Origin of the sequence: Streptomyces sp. NPDC094034 (assembly GCF_040303865.1) — a bacterium.
GTDB lineage: Bacteria > Actinomycetota > Actinomycetes > Streptomycetales > Streptomycetaceae > Streptomyces.
On sequence record NZ_JBEOUD010000024.1, the window covers coordinates 103646 to 121421 of the forward strand.

Annotated in this window: 7 protein-coding genes; 1 reads left to right on the forward strand and 6 read right to left on the reverse strand. The window is 72.6% G+C overall.

The window, feature by feature from the left end:
* Positions 1 to 9: 9 nt before the first annotated feature.
* The 6 genes from ABTZ59_RS21695 to ABTZ59_RS21720 all read right to left on the reverse strand — a co-directional run bounded on the left by ABTZ59_RS21695 (position 10) and on the right by ABTZ59_RS21720 (position 16022).
* Positions 10 to 1857, reverse strand: coding sequence for an ABC transporter ATP-binding protein (locus ABTZ59_RS21695; protein ID WP_351408773.1), 1848 nt, complete (start codon positions 1855 to 1857; stop codon positions 10 to 12).
* A gap of 80 nt (positions 1858 to 1937) precedes the next feature.
* Entirely contained in the window at positions 1938 to 3122 is a 1185-nt protein-coding gene (locus ABTZ59_RS21700) for a glycosyltransferase (protein ID WP_351408782.1), read from the reverse strand.
* On the reverse strand, positions 3119 to 3928 hold the full coding sequence (locus ABTZ59_RS21705) for an alpha/beta fold hydrolase (RefSeq protein ID WP_351408792.1): 810 nt from the start codon (positions 3926 to 3928) through the stop codon (positions 3119 to 3121). The genes ABTZ59_RS21700 and ABTZ59_RS21705 overlap by 4 nt, the downstream gene beginning before the upstream one ends.
* Positions 3929 to 3932: 4 nt before the next feature.
* On the reverse strand, positions 3933 to 4274 hold the full coding sequence (locus tag ABTZ59_RS21710; protein WP_351408799.1) for an acyl carrier protein: 342 nt from the start codon (positions 4272 to 4274) through the stop codon (positions 3933 to 3935).
* Positions 4264 to 8808, reverse strand: coding sequence for a beta-ketoacyl synthase N-terminal-like domain-containing protein (locus ABTZ59_RS21715; RefSeq protein WP_351408810.1), 4545 nt, complete (start codon positions 8806 to 8808; stop codon positions 4264 to 4266). Before ABTZ59_RS21715 ends, ABTZ59_RS21710 begins: the two co-directional genes overlap by 11 nt.
* Before the next feature lie 5 nt (positions 8809 to 8813).
* Positions 8814 to 16022, reverse strand: coding sequence for an SDR family NAD(P)-dependent oxidoreductase (locus tag ABTZ59_RS21720; protein ID WP_351408820.1), 7209 nt, complete (start codon positions 16020 to 16022; stop codon positions 8814 to 8816).
* Between the two features lie 702 nt (positions 16023 to 16724).
* Between ABTZ59_RS21720 and ABTZ59_RS21725 the strand changes: the two genes are divergently transcribed.
* Entirely contained in the window at positions 16725 to 17717 is a 993-nt protein-coding gene (locus ABTZ59_RS21725; RefSeq protein ID WP_351408835.1) for a glycosyltransferase family 2 protein, read from the forward strand.
* The last annotated feature ends 59 nt before the right edge of the window (positions 17718 to 17776 follow it).

The window sequence follows — 17776 nt, forward strand, 5'->3', positions numbered from 1 at the left end:
TCCCTCTGGTCAGCGCGGCGCGTCGGCCGCCCACGCGTCGACGCCCACATCGCCTTCGCTCACCAGCATCTGGGAGGAGGCGAGTTCGCGGTAGAGGACATCGGCCTCGACCAGCTCCGCGTGGGTTCCCGCGGCGCGCACCAGACCGTGTTCGAGGACCACGATCTGGTCGGCCCCGGTCACGGTGGACAGCCGGTGTGCGATCAGGATCACGGTGCAGCGTCTGGCCGCCTGGTCCACCGCCTCCCGCAGCGCCTGTTCGTTGCTCGCGTCGAGCTGGGCGGTGGCCTCGTCCAGGAGCAGCACCTCCGGCCGGCGCAGCAGCGCACGCGCGATGGCCAGCCGCTGCCGCTCACCGCCCGACAGTGTCACACCGCGGTTGCCGACCTCGGTGCGCAGTCCCTCGGGCAGCCGGTCGATCAGGGAGTCGAGCCGGGTGAGCCGCAGGACCTCCGCGATGTCCTCGTCCGACGCGCCGGTCGCGGCATAGCGCAGATTGTCCTCGATGGTGCCGGCCATCACCGGCGATTCCTGCTCCACATAGGCGATGCGCCTGCGCACCTCCGACCGGGGCAGGGTGGCGATGTCGACGCCGTCGATCAGGATCTGTCCCGCGGCCGGTTCGTGGAAGCGCTGGAGCAGGGCGAACATCGTGGTCTTGCCCGCACCGGAGAGTCCGACCAGCGCGGTCTGGGTGCCGCCGGCGACGGTGTACGAGATACCGCGCAGGGCGGGCGCGCGGCCCGGGTAGGCGAACCGTACGTCCCGGAACTCGACCGGCGGCGCGCCGGGCGCGGCCACGGCGGCGGTGTGCGGGTCGTCCACATCGTCCTCGACCGGCATGTGCTTGACCTGCTCGATACGGCCGACGGCGCCGAGCCCCTGTTGCAGCATGCTCAGCCCGGCGACCAGGGAGCCGACAGGGCTCGCCAGATAGAACACGTACAGCAGGAAGGCGATCAGGGCGGAGGCTTCGAGGTCGCCGGAGGCCACCAGCGCGCCGCCCACGCCGAGCACCGCGAGGAACGCCGCCTGGATGGACACCCCGGAGAGCACCTTCACCAGCGCGACATGGCGTGCGCCCGACAGTCCGGCGCGGTAGGCGCCCTCGATGGCCGCCGCGGCGCGTTCGGTCTCCCTGCCCTCGGCGCCGTTGGCCTTGACGGTCCTGGCGGCGCCGAGCGTACGGTCCAGTGCGGCGCCCACCGCGCCGACCGACTCCTGCGCGCGGGCGACCGCTTCACGGATCCGGGGCAGGACGAGCACCATCACCAGCGCGACGGCGATCAGCACGCCGGCGGTGACCCCGAGCAGTCCCAGATGCACCACGCCCATCAGTGCCACCGCGCCGAGAATGCTGAGCACTCCGTTGGAGACCATCACCAGCCCCTCGGTGGCGGCGTTCTGGACGAGGGCGCTGTCGGAGGTGACGCGGGAGATGAGGTCGCCCGGAGGACGCCGGTCCAGCTCGGGAACGCGCAGCCGTATCAGCCGGAACACCAGGTCGCGGCGGATCTGCCGGACCACCCGCTCCGAGGTTCGCTGCTGCCACCAGGACTGGAGTCCGGTGAGCCCGGCGCCCAGGACGACGAGCGCGGCCAGCAGCAGCACGGGGCCGAGCACCCCGCGCCCGTCGCTCAGTCCGTCCAGCACGTGCTGGGCCACCAGCGGCTGGACGAGTCCGGCGGCGCTGGCGGCCAGCACGAGGAGCAATGTGGCGAGCAGCACCGTCCGGTGCGGGCGGGCGTAGCGCAGCAGTACGCGCAGCGGAGGCGTCGCGGGCGGCTCGGGGGGCTGGGCCTGCGCGGGTGGCCGAGGGGTCCCGGCAGTCGTGGGAGGAGCGGAAACCGTTGTCATGGGGGGTCCGGGTTCGCTGGTCGGGAGGGGGGTCGCCGGTGGGGAGATGGGGCGGGGAGTGGGGGTGGGGAGTGGGGTGTTCAGTGGGTCGCGGGGACGGGTGCGTGGTGCGCCGCGATCCGCTCCAAGTGGTCGGCGGCGGTGACATGGCCGCCCGCCGCGCGGAAGGACCGGCCGATCGCCTCGGCGGCCGCGCGATGGCCGGAGGCGCTGTCCAGTACGGTCTCGACGGCCGTCGCCAGCCGGGCGGCGTTCACCCGGTTGAAGCGGACCCGCACCCCCGCGCCCGCGTCGACCACCTGTTGCGCGACGATGGGCTGGTCGTCGCGGATGGGGGCGAGGACGAGCGGCAGCCCGTGCCACAGCGACTCGCACACGGTGTTGTGTCCGGCGTGGCAGACGACGGCGTCGGCCCGTGCCAGCAGATCGAGTTGGGGTACGTGGGCGCGTACGAGGATGCCAGGTGGCACCGTGGAGAGCGTACGGCCGGGGTCGACCACGACACCCTGTACCGCGTCCCCCAGCCCGTCGAGGGCGGTGACGGCCTCCGCCAGGAACCGGCCGCCGGCGTCCGCGTTGGCCGTACCGAGCGAGACGAGCACGGTGGGGCGCCCCGGATCCAGTTCCTCCCACGGGAAGTCCGAGCGGTCGGCGCGCGGCGCGATGGCCGGTCCGACCAGATGTGTCCGCTCCCAGGGCAGCGGCGCGTCACCGAGCAGTTCGCGCCCGGTGAAGGCGATGACACCGTACGGGGAGAACCGGGGGTCGGCCGTGCTCGCGGGGTCGCCGATGCGCGCGCGCAGCGCGCCGAGCAGCTCATCGAGCCAGGCGGCCACCTTGGGCAACCCCGCCAGCGGGTCGATGAGTTCGGCCGAGGTGGTCGCGGAGGTGACGTAGGGGATGCCCCTGCGCTCCGCGATCAGCGCGCCCGCCACGGCGTGCTGGTCGCCGAGGACGACATCCGGCCGGAACGCGTCGATGGCGTCCTCGATTCCGGGCGCCATCAGGTCGGCCAGCGGGACGAAGAACTCCTCCCACAGGAATCTGAAGGCGGCGGGTCCGGTCAGCTCCGGCGGCCTGACCAGTCCGTTCTCGGGCATGGGGCAGTCGAGCGCCGTGGCGTCCCGGCCGGCGAGCCGGCGGATCTGGTCGGCCTGGCCCGCCCACGCCACCGGGTGCCCCCGCCTGGCGAGTTCACCGGCCACCCCGACCAGCGGGTTGACATGTCCGACCAGGGGTGGGACGACGAGCAGGAAGCGGGTCACCGCACCGCCCCGGCGAGGGTGTGTTCCCGTACCCACTCCAGGATCAGGTCCCGGGTCTCCTCGGTGCGCTCCACGAGTACGGAGTGGCCCTGCTCGGCCAGGACCACGGTGCGGCAGTTGGCCAACTTGGCTTCCAGGGAGTCCACTTGGGCGCTGAGGCCGGACTCGTCGCCGAAGATGGCCAGGACCGGGCAGTCGAGCGCGGAGAGATCGTCGTCGATGACGCGTCCGGCGGGGATGTCCTCGGCGAGGGTGGTGACCCGCAGGATACGGCCGGCGCCCCGGGACAGCCGGGCGGTGTGCGCGCCGTGATGGGCGGAGATCCAGCCGATGACATCCTCGCGGGCGAGCTGGCTCTTGGCGTCCGCGAGCCCGTCGGCCATGTGCCGGGTCCACTCCGCGACCGGCGGCTCGGACTCGATCATGGTGACCGTGGCGACCCGGTCGGGGTGCCACGCGGCGAGCGCGGCGGCCACCGTACCGCCGAAGGAGTTGCCGACGACATGTACCCGGCGGGTCTCGCCGAGCGCGTCGAGCAGTCCTGCGAGGTCGGCGACGAAGGACTCCAGACGGTAGCCGGTGGCCGGCCGGTCGCTGCGGCCGTGGCCACGCAGGTCGTACATGATCACGTCGAAGCCCGCGGCGGCGAAGGCCGGGCCCAGGGTGAAGTAGTAGCTGGCCAGGCTGTCGGTGAGCAGACCGTGCACGAACACGACGACGGGCGTCTCACCGCCGTCCGCGGGCCGGGTGGCGGCGGGGAGCCGCTGCACATGTGTGGTGATCTCGCCGGTACGGATCTTCGTCATCGGTTCAGCCCTGTCCGGTGGCGGTGGAGCGCAGCGACGCCGCGACATAGTCGGCCAGCTCACCGACGGTGAGGGCGATGATCTCGTCGAGTTCGAGATCGGCGATGAACAGGGCGAGGTTGACCCGGTCCCCGTAGTGCTCGCGCAGGATGCCGGCGAGCGTCACCAGATCGATGCTCTCCAGTTCGAGATCGTCGTGGAAGGTGGTCTCCCGGCTGATCTCGGCGTCGTCGAGACCGTCCTCCGCCAGCAGTTCGCGCAGCATCCGGGTGATGTCCGCCAGCACAGCGGCATCATCGGTCTCCAGCGGCGCCGTGGTCATGATCTCGATCGCCTCAGTGCTCATCAGACTCTCCTGTCTCGTTGTCATCGGTCGTCCAGGCGACGATGTACCGCCGCTCGGGCAGTCCCGGTGGATTGGCCACCTGCCGCACACTCACCTCGTACGCGCGGCCCTCGGTCACCACGCGCAGCCTCTCCGCGTCCGCCGCCACCACGCGGTAGTCACGGGGTCTGCCGCGCAGACCGGTACCGCGTGCTTTGGCCACGGCCTCCTTGGCCGTCCAGAACCGGGTGAACCAGCCGGGCCCGCTGTCCGGGTCCGTTGCCACCAGCTGCTCCAGCAGGGCCAGTTCGCCGCTGTCGCAGGCCATCTCGGCGGCGGATCCCGGCCGTTCGGTGATCTCCTCGATGTCGATCCCGCACGATCCGCGCCGGGCGATGGCCACTCCGGTCTCGCGGCAGTGGGCGATCGACACGGTCAGCTCGCCCAGCGCGCGTCCGTGCACCCCCTGGGCGAGGGGCCGCCCCGTGTCGTCGTTGCGTACGGCGATCTCGGCCGGATAGATCTCGTCCGCGCCCTCCCGCCACAGGAGCCCGCGGACCGCGTCCTTGGCGGCGACCCTGCCGAGCAGCCACTGACGACGGCGGACAGGGGGCAGTGCGTCATAGCCGGCGCGTTCGGCGCCACCGAGCATATTGCGCATGATCAGCTCGCGGGTGGCCAGATCGGGCCAGCGCTCGTGCACCGTCGTCCAGCCCTCGGGCTCGGCCGTGGAGAGCGTGTTCTCGCCGGGGAAGCGGTCCACCGCACGGATGTTGGGGTCGGTGTCGAACCTCCGGTCCTGCCACCCGGTGAACTCCGCCCAGACCCGGCCCTCGTGGACCAGCTGCATGTCCGCGGTGAGGGTGAGGTCGGTGACCTCGGTGATCCGGATCAGACAGTCCAGCCGCTCGCCCGGCTTGGGTTCCGGCCCGTGGAACCGGATCCGGTCCATCCCGATCGGGAAGACCGTGGTGCGCTCGGTGAGCGTCGCCATGATCCAGTAGCCGAGGAGCTGTCCGACGTTGTCGAGGAGGGCGCCGGGGGCGTCCGGCGCGGTGATGACGCCCCGTACCGACAGATCGCCGAGGGCGGTCAGTTCGCTGACGCCCTGGAAGCGCGGCCCGTGGAACATCCACCGTTCGCTGTAGAGCTGTTCGGCCCGCAGGCCGGGGGCGCGTTCGGCGGCCGGGTCCACCGGCCACGGCGCGGGCGCCGCCGGATAGCGCGGGGCCACTTCGACCACTGCCCGGGAGTAGCCGGTCAGGCTCACCTCGACCCGGTCCGGCGCCTGCCGCCGTACCACCACGGGTACGTCGACGGACGGCATGGCCTCGATCCATTTCAGCAGCCGTACCTCGTGCACGGCGACGGCCCGCGTGCCGGGCACGGCGCGTTCGGCGATCTCCATGAGATGGCCGATGACGGTGGTGGCGGGCACGATCGGCCAGCGGTCGGCCTCGTCGGGCCATCCCGGGCGCTGCCGGAAGAAGCAGTGGTCGAGCAGATACGGCATCGTGGCGACGTCCACCCGCAGTACCTCGGGGACCGGCGCCAGGGCCGGGGCGGGGGCCGGGCCCGGCGGGGGCGTGCCCGTCGAGGGTCCCCGGCGGGCCGGTGCGGGGCGCCGTGGCGTGCCGCCCGCGCCGATGAGTTCGTTCGCGACGGCCGCGGTGTCGTGCAGCAGCGCGGAGAGTTCGGCGGCCACGGGGAACCGCGCGCCGGCCCGGCCGAGCAGTTCCAGCGCCCCGCCGTCGGCGACGGCGAGCGCGGGCGAGGCCGCGGGCGTGACGGGCCTGGAAAGGCTCCCGGTCAGTGCCTTCCTGGTCTCCTCGGGCAGCGAGACGAGCGCCCCGCCGAGATCGAGACGTACTCCTGGCCGGGCGGGCCGCGTGGTCGCGGTCGCCGTACGGACCGCCGTCGCGGTCACGGGCCCCAGCAGGGGCGCGACATCGGGAGCGGCGCCGTCCACCCAGAGAGCGGTGACCACCCGGCGCAGCTGCGCCAGACTGTCCCTGGCCGTGGAGTGGGCGGAGACGACGAGCCGGTCCTCGCCCGCCAGGGTGTCGTCGATCAGCGAGCCGAGCTGCCCCGCGCCCAGCTGGATGAACGCGCGGTACCCCGCCTCGTGCATCGCGGCGATCATGAGCCGGAACCGCACCGGTTCGAGCAGATGCCGGACGAACAGCTCCCGTACGGCGGCCGGTTGGGCCGGGTAGGGCGCGGCAGTGGTCGCGGACCAGACCGGGGTGGTCTGAGGGTGGAGGGTGTACGTCTCCGCCGCGCGCCGGATCGGATCGAGGTACGGCGCGAGCATCGGGGTGTGGAAGCCGGACCGGAACGGCAGCACCTGCCCGATGACGCCCTGGCCCCGGAAGCGCAGCACCAGTTCGCCGACGGCCTCCTCGGGGCCGCAGATCATCGACTGGTTCGGCGCGTTGTCGTGCGAGAGCACCACGTCGCTACGTCCGCCCAGCTCGGCGAGCACCTTGTCGGCGGGCATGCCGAGCACGGCGAAGGCCGCGCCGGGGACGCGCAGCGCGTCCGGGTCGAAGCCCGCGAGGAAGGTGTCCACCTCGTCGGCGGCGTGGATGCCGCCGCAGGCCATGGCGGTCCACTCCCCCACGCTGTGCCCGGCGACCGCGTCGGGCACGACGGCGAGCCTGCGCAGCGCGGTGTCGAGGACACGCCCGAGCTGGAACACCGCGGCCCCGTGGCGTCCCACATCACCGACCCTGGCGTTCTCGCCGGCCGACCATGAGAGACCGAACCGCTCGGCCAGTTCGGCCACTTGGGGCTCGAACTCCGCTTCGAGGCCCGGGAAGACGAACGCGGTCCGTCCACCGCCGGCCGGACCGAGCAGTGGGCGCGGACTGAACCACACATCGCTGCGGCCACGCCAGGCGGTGCCCTTGGTGACGGCCTTGCGTGCCAGCTTCAGCCGACGGGCGGTCGGGTCGACGATACCGAGCCGTACGGACCCGGCCGCCGCAGCCCGCTCGTCGAGCCCGGCCGCGAGGACGGTGGAGTCGTCGGCGGCCAGCACTCCGGCCAGCTCCGCGGTGCTCGCCGCGGCGAGCCGCAGCACCCGCTCGGGCTCGGTCACCGTCGTACGGGCCTTTCGCGCGGCCGGGGCGGTGGCCGGCTGCTCAAGCACCACATGGGCGTTGATACCGCCGAAGCCGAAGGCGTTGACGCCCGCCCGGCGCGGGGCGCCGGTCGCGGGCTCCGCCCAGGGCCTGGCTGTCGCGAGCGGGGCGAACCGGGTGCCGTCCAGTGCCGGATTCGGCTCGTCGCAGTGCAGGGTCGGGGGCAGCACCCCGTGGTGGATCGCGAGCGCCGCCTTGATCAGCCCGGCGATCCCCGCCGCCGGCATGGTGTGCCCGATCATGGACTTCACCGAGCCGATGGCCGCCCGCTCGCCCAGGGCCGGGCCGAACACCTCGGCGAGCGTGGTCAGTTCGGCGCGGTCACCGGCGACGGTGGCGGTGCCGTGTGCCTCCAGCAGCCCGAGGGCGTCGGCCGCGCGCGGGTCGAGGCCCGCCGCGTCCCACGCCTGGCGTACCGCGCGGATCTGGCCGCCGGGGTCGGGGTTGAAGAGGCTGGCGGAGCGGCCGTCGCCGGCCACTCCCGTCCCGGACACCACGGCATAGACACGGTCGCCGTCCCGCTCGGCGTCCGCGAGCCGCTTGAGCACCACGACACCGGTGCCCTCACCGATGAGCACCCCGTCGGCGCCGGCGTGCAGCGGACGGATCCGCTCGCTCGGCGAGAGCGCGCCGAGTTGGCTGAACACACTCCAGAGGGTGATGTCGTGGCAGTGGTGCACACCGCCGGCCAGCATGACATCACAACGCCCGGCCGCCAGTTCACGGACCGCGTGGTCGACCGCCACCAGCGAGGAGGCGCAGGCGGCGTCCACGGTGTAGGCGGGGCCGCGCAGATCGAGCCGGTTGGCGACGCGCGAGGCGGCCAGATTGGGCACCAGCCCGATGGCCGACTCCGGCTGCTCGGGGCCGAGTTGGGCGGAGAAGGCGGCCCGTACCTCCTCGATCCTGTCCTCGCCGAGCTCGGGCGCCAGCTCACGGAGCGTACGGACGAGCTGGCCGGCCGTACGCACCCGCTGGTCGAGCCGGACCAGACCGGGCGTCAGATAGCCGCCGCGGCCGAGGACGATCCCGGCGCGCTGCCGGTCGGCGGGGAGTACGGGGTCCCCGCCGGCGTCCTCGATGGAGCGGTGGGCGACATCGAGCGCGATCAGCTGGTCGGGTTCGGTGCCCGCCACGGAGGTGGGCATGATGCCGAACCGGGTGACATCGAACTCGGCTTCCTGGTCGACGAATCCGCCGCGCCGACAGTACACCCGGTCGCTTCGCCTGGGCCCGTCGGGCGCGTAGAACTCCCTGTCCCAGCGGTCGGCCGGTACGTCGCCGATCGCGTCGACCCCGTTGACGATGTTGTGCCAGTAGCTGTCCAGGTCCCGCGCGCCGGGGAAGAACGCGGCCATCCCGACGATGGCCACCGGTGTCCCGGAGCCCGCGGACGTCCGTGGCTGCATCCCGGTCACCAGCCGGAGGCGGTGTAGACCGCGGCGTGCACCGAGGGGGCGCCCCAGGCGAGTTCACGCAGCAGGCTCAGCGGACCCTCTTCGGGGTCGATGAGCTTGATCCCGCGCGCCGCGTATGAGCGCATCAGCTCCGGGGTGACCATGCCGCCGTTCGTCTCGGCCGCGGCCCAGGGTCCCCAGTGGACGGTCAGCCCGCGCCGGTCGGCGGTGGACCAGCGCCGTCCCAGCTCCTCCAGCGCGTCGTTGGCCGCGGCGTAGTCGGACTGGCCCCGGTTGCCGAGCGCGGCGGCGATGCTGCCGAACAGTACGGCGAAGCGTGGCCCGGTGGGCAGTGAGTCGACCGCGTCGAGCACCGCGCGCGCCCCGCCCACCTTGGTGGAGAACACCCGGCGGAACGACTCGACCGGCTTCTCGGCGATCAGCTTGTCCTCGATGACCCCGGCGGCGTAGACGACACCGTCGAGCCTGCCGTGCTCGGCGTGGATGTCCTTGACCGTGGCCCGTACCGCCTCCGCGTCGAGCACATCGACGCAGTGGTAGCGGACCTGGCTGCCGAGCGCCCGCAGTCCGGCGATCGTGTCCCGCACCTCGCGCGCGGCGAGGGTGGCGGACACCCGGCGCTCGACCTCGGCGGGCGAGGTCGGCCCCGAGGCGAGGAAGGCGGCCCGCAGTCCGGCGCGGTCCCCGGCTCCGGCGGTCGCCGGGTCCTCGGTGTCGGCGGGGACCGGTGTGCGGCCCATCAGTTCGATACGGCACCGGCCGACGGAGGCGATCGTACGGGCGAACCGCGCGGTGATCCCGCGTGCTCCGCCGACCAGCAGGACGACCGCGTCCCGGTCGAGCCCCGCCGCCTCGGCCTCCGCGACCCCGTCACCGGCCGGGCCCGCGCCGGTGGCGGCCAGCGCGCCCAGATCGGTGAGGGTCAGCCGCAGGGCGCGCCGGATACCGCCGTCGGCCAGCACGACCGGCTCGCGTTCCGTGGCGGCGAGTTCGGTGACCAGTGCGTCGGCGACCGCGTCCGGTGCCGCGCCGGGCGCCACCTCCACCAGGGTCGCGGCGAGGTCCGGGTACTCACGGGCGACGCTGCGGAAGAAGCCGCGCAGCCCGCTGGCCGCGCCCTCGGTCCTGCGCTCGACGGCGAGCAGTCGGCGCGGTGCGCCGGCCAGCACACTCTGGAAGAGCGGGAATGCCTCGGGCAGCGGTGCCTCGGCCGCGTCGAGGGCGTCCAGATAGAGCACGGCGTCGGCGCCGCCCTCGGGCAGTTCTCCGCCGGGTATGAGCCGGGGCACGGCGCCGGCCGCGCGCAGCCGGTCCGCCACGACCGGGGCCAGCTCACCGCCGCCCAGGATCAGCACCGTGCTTCCGCTCTCCACGCTCCCCGTCACCGCGGGCAGTTCGGCCTCGGTGAACTCCAGCCGTTGCGGGGGCACGATCTCGGCCGCGGGCCCGGCGGGCGAGGCGGGTGTCGTGGTCCCGGCGGGACCCGCCTGGGCGGCGGTCGTCCCGGCGCTCTCCCCTCCACCGAGCCGGGTGGCGAGGAGTCCGGCGATACCGGCGGCCGTGCGGGCCGCGCTCAAGCCGTCCAACTCCGCACCGCCATCGACCGGCAGACCCAGCCGGACCGCCAACTCACCAGCGATCTCCGTCCGCTTGATCGAGTCCACACTCAGATCCGCTTCCAGATCAAGATCCGGCTCGATCATGTCCACCGGATAACCCGTACGCTCCGCCACCACCGCCAACACCGCGTCCAACACCGCCGCACGATCCAGCACCGGACCAGCGACCGAAGCCGGTGGAGTGTCGACAGCGGAGGCCGGCGTGGGCAGTTCGGCGACCTTCGTGGCGAGGAGTCCGGCGATACCGGCCGCCGTACGGGCCGCGCTCAAGCCGTCCAACTCCGCACCACCATCCACCGGCAGACCCAGCCGGACCGCCAACTCACCAGCGATCTCCGTCCGCTTGATCGAGTCCACACTCAGATCCGCTTCCAGATCAAGATCCGGCTCGATCATGTCCACCGGATAACCCGTACGCTCCGCCACCACCGCCAACACCGCGTCCAACACCGCCGCACGATCCAGCACCGGACCAGCGGCCGAAGCCGCGGGAGCCAGGGCGGCCGGCGCGAGGGGAGCGGTCGCCGGGACGGGCGCGGCGGGCAGGGCGACGGGGGCGGACAGCTGGGGTGCGGCGGCGTAGCCGGCCGGCCGCTCCGCCGGGACGGCCGCGGGGCCGCCGAGATAGCTCAGCATGACGTCCCGTTGCGCCGCCACCAAGTCCCTGCTGGTGCGCAGGAATTCGGCGACGAGTGCGTCGGGTCCGGACGCCGCGGCGCCGTGGGGGGCGTGGTTCTCCGGCACGATCAGCTCCGTAACGGGTCGGGCGGGGTGCAGGGCGTTGGGGGGAATGCTGCCGTCGGCGAGACGGACGAGCTGGCCGTCCACCGTCCAGCCGGCGGTGCGCTCGGGCACCGCGGTCTCCGGGTCGACCGCGTCGCGGCCCTGGAAGAGCCTGCCGGTGCGGACATCGGCTCCGGCGACGGCGAGCTGGGCCAGGGCGGTGAGCAAGCCGGTCAGTCCGGCGCCCCGGCCGCCGTCGAGCGGGACCGTACGGTGCGGGCGATCGCCGAGGACCGCCGAGACCAGCCCGCTCAGTACGCGGCCGGGACCCACCTCGGCGAAGACCCGGGCGCCCGCCGCGTACATGGCCTCGATCTGTTCGGTGAACCGGACGGGCGCGCCGATCTGCGCGGCGAGACCGGCCCGGATCGCCGCGGGCTCCGCCGGATACGACGCGGCGGTGCGGTTGGCCCAGACGTCGAAGGTGGTCGGGTGGACGGTCATGGACGCCAGGCGGTCGGCGAAGGCGTCGCCCGCGCCGGCCAGCAGGGGGCTGTGGAAGGCACAGGCCACCTGGAGCGGTTTCACCGAGTGGCCGGCGTCCCGCAGATGGGTGACAGCGGCGGCCATCGGCTCGGTGGGGCCCGAGATGACGGTCTGCCGGGGCGCGTTGTGGTTGGCGGCGACGACGTCCCCGGCGAGACCGGCCAGCCGCAGCACTTCCTCGACCTGCTCGACGCCGGCGGTGACGGCCGCCATCGTGCCGGCGTCGCCGTCCGCCACCTGGGCGAGGATCGCCTCGGCGCGGGCGGCGCTCGCGGTGAGGACGTCCTGGGGTGCGAGCGCACCGGCCACGCCGAGCGCGACCAGTTCGCCATAGCTGTGGCCCCCGGCCATGGCCGGGCGTACGCCGAGCGAGGCGAGCAGTTCGGCGGCGGCGAGTTCGACCACACCGAGCGCGGGCTGGGCGACGGAGGTGTCGGTGATCCGGGCCAGCTGGCCGGCCCTCGTCTCCTCGTCGAAGGCGGCCGGCGGGTAGAGCGCGTCCGCCCAGCGGGCGCCGAGCTGGAGGTAGCGCTGCAACTCGGGGAAGGCGACGAAGAGTTCGGCGAGCATGCCGGGGCGCTGGCTGCCCTGTCCCGGGAAGAGGAAGGCAAGCTTTCCTGGTGCCTCGCCGTCCGTGCCGGTGGCGCCGGTCGCGGTGTCGTCGCGGGCGTGGAGCCCGGCCTTCGGGTCGTGCTGACCGTCGGCGGCCCTGCGCAGCAGTTCGGGCAGCTCGGTGAGGCTCGGCGCCACGAGGGCGATCCGTACCGGCTCGCCGCGTACCGCCGCCTGGTCGCTTCGATGGGCGGCGTGCCGCGCGTAGTCGCGCAGTCGCCACGCGCCCGAGCGCTGGATCAGCTCAAGGAGCGCGCGGGCCGCGCGGCGCGCCGCGGCGGCGTCCCGGCCACGGAACATGAACAGCTCCGCGGGCCAGGTGTCCAGCGTATGAGCGGCCGGTGCCTGGTCGTACGCGCGTAGAACAACATGGAAGTTCGTGCCGCCGAATCCGAAAGCGCTCACTCCCGCGATACGGTCCGCGGGCTCGGCGGCCCACGGCCGGGCGTCGGTGTGGAAGACGAACGGGCTGCTGTCGCCGTCCCAGGCCGCGTTGGGCTGTCGCACATGCAGGGTCGGCGGTTTCACCCCGTGGTAGAGGGCCAGGGTGGTCTTGATCAGTCCGGCGAGTCCCGCCGCGCACTTGGTGTGACCGATCTGGGACTTCACCGAGCCGATCGCGCAGCCGGCCGGCTCGGCCCCGGCTTCGGTGAACACCTCGGTCAGCGTGGCGAGTTCGGTGCGGTCGCCGACGACGGTGCCGGTGCCGTGCGCCTCGATCAGTCCGACGTCGGCGGGGGACACCCCGGCGTTGCGGTAGGCGCGGGTGAGCGCGGAGCGCTGGCCCGCCGGGCGGGGCGCGGTCAGGCCGAGCGCCCGGCCGTCGCTGGCGCTGCCGACGCCGTCGATCACGGCGTAGATCCGGTCTCCGTCACGCTCGGCGTCGGCCAGCCGCTTGAGCGCCACGCAGGCCACGCCCTCGCCGAGCGCGATGCCGTCGGCGGCGCCGTCGAAGGTGGCGGAGCGGCCGGTCGGGGAGAGCGCGTGCACGGAGGAGAACAGCAGATAGTCGTTGATGCCGTTGTGCAGGTCGGCGCCGCCGCAGAGCACCAGATCGCTGGTGCCGGTGATCAGTTCCTTGCAGGCCACGTCCACGGCGGTGAGCGAGGACGCGCACGCCGCGTCCACGGTGTAGTTGGCGCCGCCGAGGTCGAGCCGGTTGGCGATCCGGCCCGCGATGACATTGGCGAGCATCCCGGGGAAGGAGTCCTCGGTCAGCCGGGGCAGCTGTTCGTCGAGCGCGGACGGGATCGTGCCGACATATCCGGGCAGCACCGTGCGCAGGGTCGTCGCGTTGGACAGATCGCTGCCCGCCTCCGCACCGAACACCACCGAGGTACGGGCGTGATCGGTGTCCGCGCCGTCGTACCCGGCGTCGGCGAGCGCACGGCGCGCGGCCTCCAGCGCGAGCAGCTGCACGGGTTCGATGCTGGCGAGCGAGGCCGGCGGGATGCCGTAGCGCAGCGGGTCGAAGGGGATCTCGGGCAGGAATCCGCCCCAGCGCGAGGGCGTGTGCTCGCCGTCGCCGTCCGGCGCGTAGTACGTCTCGGCGTCCCAGCGGTGCGCCGGGACCTCGGTGACGCAGTCCTTGCCGGCGAGGATGTTGGCCCAGAACTCGGCGAGGTCGGGGGCGCCGGGGAACATGCCCGCCATGCCCACCACCGCGATCCGCAGCGGCTCGGGGGCGCTCCGCGCGGCATCGTCCAGGCGGTCGAGTCCGAGTGTGGTGCGCAGCCCGGCGGCCCGGGAGCGCAGCCATCCGGCGGCCCCGTCGGCGACGGACTCATGGAGCGCCGCGACGGTGGTGACGGACTCGCGCAGGACGCAGACCTCCCCCGCCATGAACATGCCCTCGTCGGACTGGCGTGTCTCGTCGACCGGCCGCAGTTCGTCGCCGATCCGCTCGATGCCCTTGCTGGCGAGCCGGAGCCTGCCGACGTTGAACCGCTCCAGCTGTTCCCAGATCTCCCGGTCGGGCACGCCCTGTTCCCGCAGCTCGGCCTTGAGGCGCGCGAAGTCGTCGGTGATGGCGCTGTGGGCGCAGCGGGTGGCGTGCCCGGGGGCGGTCTCCAGCAGATCGGTCCGTTCGGCGGCGACGATACGGCGCTGGAAGAGCGGCTGGATGGCACCGGCCGCGACCGCTTCCTCGGTGAAGAGATACGCGGTGCCCATCAGCACGCCGAACGCGGCTCCCGCGCGGGTCAGCGGGGCGGCGAGGGCCGCCGCCATCGCGGCGGAGCGCGCGTCGTGGATGCCGCCGGCGAACAGGACGGTCAGCTCGGCGGCGGTCTCGTCGCCGTTCTCGGCGATGAAGTCGAGCAGGACCTCGGTCTGCGCCTCCCACAGCGGGAAGCTGTTGCGCGGCCCGACATGGCCGCCGCACTCGGCGCCCTCGAAGATGAACCGTCGCGCGCCGGCCGCGAGGAACTGCCGCAGCAGCCCCGGGGAGGGCACATGGAGGAAGGTGGTGATGCCCTCCGCCTCCAGCGCGGCGGCCTGGGCGGGCCTGCCGCCCGCGATGATCGCGTGCGTCGGCCGCAGCTCCCGTACGACCTCCAGCTGCGCGGATCTGATCTCCTCGTCGGCGAACCCGAGCACACCGACTCCCCAGGGGGCGTCGCCGAGGGCGTCGCGGGTGCGCTCCAGCATCGTCCGGGTGCGGTCCGCGTTCGCGAGCGCCAGCGCCAGGAACGGCAGGCCGCCGCCGGCCGCGACGGCGGCGGCGAACTCCGGCTCGTCGCTGACCCGGGTCATCGGCCCCTGGGCGATGGGGAATCGGGTGCCGAGCGCCCGCGCGCCGGCCGAGCCGGCGGCCAGCGCGGCGGCGGGCAGGTCGTCTTCGACGGCGGCGGATATCGCGGCCCTGACGCCCCGTATCGCGTCGCCCACCGACGTCCAGCGCCCGGCGAAGGAGGACGCGAGGAAGGCGTCCTGACCGACCGGCAGGAACTGGGTGCGCAGATCGTCACTGCCGACCCTGGCGGCGAACTCTTCCGGATCCGTGGGGAGTTCGGGGGCACCGGGGCCACGACGGCGCAGCACCCGCGTCCCGTGGTGCAGCACGGTCTCGGAGCCGTCGAGCCCGGTGAGCGCGCCGGTGAGCTCCGCGGGCAGGCCCGCCTCGTCGAACAGCGCGAGCTGGGTGTCGAGTACGACACCCGTCGCACCTCCGGCGACAGCGGCGGCGGCCGTGTGCGGCCCGATACCACCGCAGGCCCAGACCGGCAGCGCGATCTCCGGGTCCGCCAGTACCCGCTGGAGCAGGACGAACGTACTCAGCTCGGCCGCCCTGCCACCGCTTTCCGCACCGCGCACGATCAGTCCGGCGGCCCCTGCCGCGGCGGCCTGCCGCGCGCCCACCAGATCGGTCACCTCCACCAGGACCCGGCGCCCGGGGAACTCCCCCGGTGCGCGCCCGGGGTCCGCCAGCAGCACGGTGTCCACCGCCTCGGGCAGATCCGCCGCGGTGACGGTGCAGCCCGGCCGTATCCGCACACCGAACGGCAGCGACGACCAGCGGGCGGTGCGGTCGAGTGTGTCGGCGACGCTCCTCGGATCACCGGTGGACAGTTCGAGCACACCGAGCGCACCCGCCCGCGCCGCTGCGGCCGTCAGCCGTGGTGACGAGCGGTGGAGCGGGTTGACGGCGATGACCGACTGAGGCAGTGAGGACTCAATGGACGCGACGGATTCCGGCATCCGCATGAAGTCTCCCGGATCGAAGTGGGGGGTTGACCGTGGGGGGCAGATCATGGAGGTGACTGGCCGGTAGTTAACTTGCCTTGCCTCCCGGGGGTCAACTCGTCACAGTCAGCGACGAGTTGCACATCGCCGCTGATCCACACACTCGGTGGCCGAAGAACCCTCGCGAGCGGGCAGCAATCGGACGTGCCGCCGGTGTCGGCAATCCGTGGATCATGTGCGTGATATCGACCTGTCATGCCCCTGAAATACGGGATCCGCGTCACGGTCGTCGACTGTGCCACATATCACAGTGCACGGGTCTCGCATTCCGTCGTCCGCCACGCATGCCTACACGGCGTGACGATGCTGAAGAAACGCTTCAGCTGCCCGGGCGCCATGCCGCCGTGACGCTTGAGCAGGCGATAGATAAATCTTATAGTTGCCACCGCATCAGTGAACGCGGCGTGAACCGGAGGAAGAAGAGTGAGGAACGCTCCATCACAGCTCTTCCTGCCCATATGCCCACCGGCCGGCACCCGCTGACATACACCTCGCCACGCGCGTACCGCGTTTTCCGTGACCGCTCCGGAAACCGTACGGGCAGCATTGGGTAACGCCCCCTCAACACCACGAACAGCACCGTAAATCAACGGCTTTCCCTCGCGGCCCGTTCCCTTTCGGTGACCATTCCTTCCCCGCCCCATCACGGGTATGTGGAGTGAGATGACGACCCCTCAGATTTCCATTGTCGTACCGTGTTTCAACGAGAGCGAGGTGCTCGGCGCCTTTCACACCGCTCTGCTCGCCGCGCTCGAACCGACCCGGCAGACCGTGGAGATCTGCTACGTGGACGACGGCAGCGTGGACGGAACCAGACGACAGCTCAGCCAACTGGCGACGGCGGACCCGCGCGTCCGCTACACCTCCTTCAGCCGCAACTTCGGCAAGGAAGCCGCGATGCTCGCGGGACTGCGCATGTCCAGGGGCGACGCCGTCGTGCTCATGGACGCGGATCTCCAGCACCCCCCGGAGCTGGTGCCCCGCATGCTGGAGCTGCACCGGCACGGCTACGACCAGGTCGTGGCGCAGCGCGACCGCGCGGGCGAGAGCGCCCTGCGCACCGCGCTCAGCCGGGTCTACTACCGGCTGGTGCGGCGCTGTATGGATGTCCATGTCGTGGACGGGGCCGGTGATTTCAGACTGCTCTCGCGCCACGCGGTGAACAGCGTGCTGTCCCTGCCGGAGAGCAACAGATTCTCCAAGGGAATCTTCTCCTGGATCGGCTTCGACACCGCGAGCTTCACCTACCGAAATGTCCAGCGCGCGGCCGGCACCTCGAAGTGGGGCGGCCGGAATCTGCTGAACTACGGCATCGACGGGCTGCTCTCCTTCAACAGCCGCCCGCTGCGTCTCGCCATCCATACCGGCCTCTGGCTCTTTCTCTCCGCGCTCGCCTACGCGCTGTGGATCATCGCGAATGTCGCCCTCAATGGTGTGGACGCGCCCGGCTATACGACGCTCATGACCGCCATCGTGGCGCTGAGCGGAATTCAGCTCGCCACGCTCGGCGTCATCGGCGAATACGTCGGGCGGATCTACCACGAGGCGAAGCGCCGTCCGCACTATGTGGTCCGGGAAACGGAATCGACGCGTACGCCCTTTCCGTCCGGTGCCCCGTCGGCGGCTTCCGTGGGACAAGCCCGTTCGGAGCGATAGGGCGCCGGCGGGCGACCGCGGTCCCGCCGGATACGGAACATTACCGTCCGCTCCCGAAA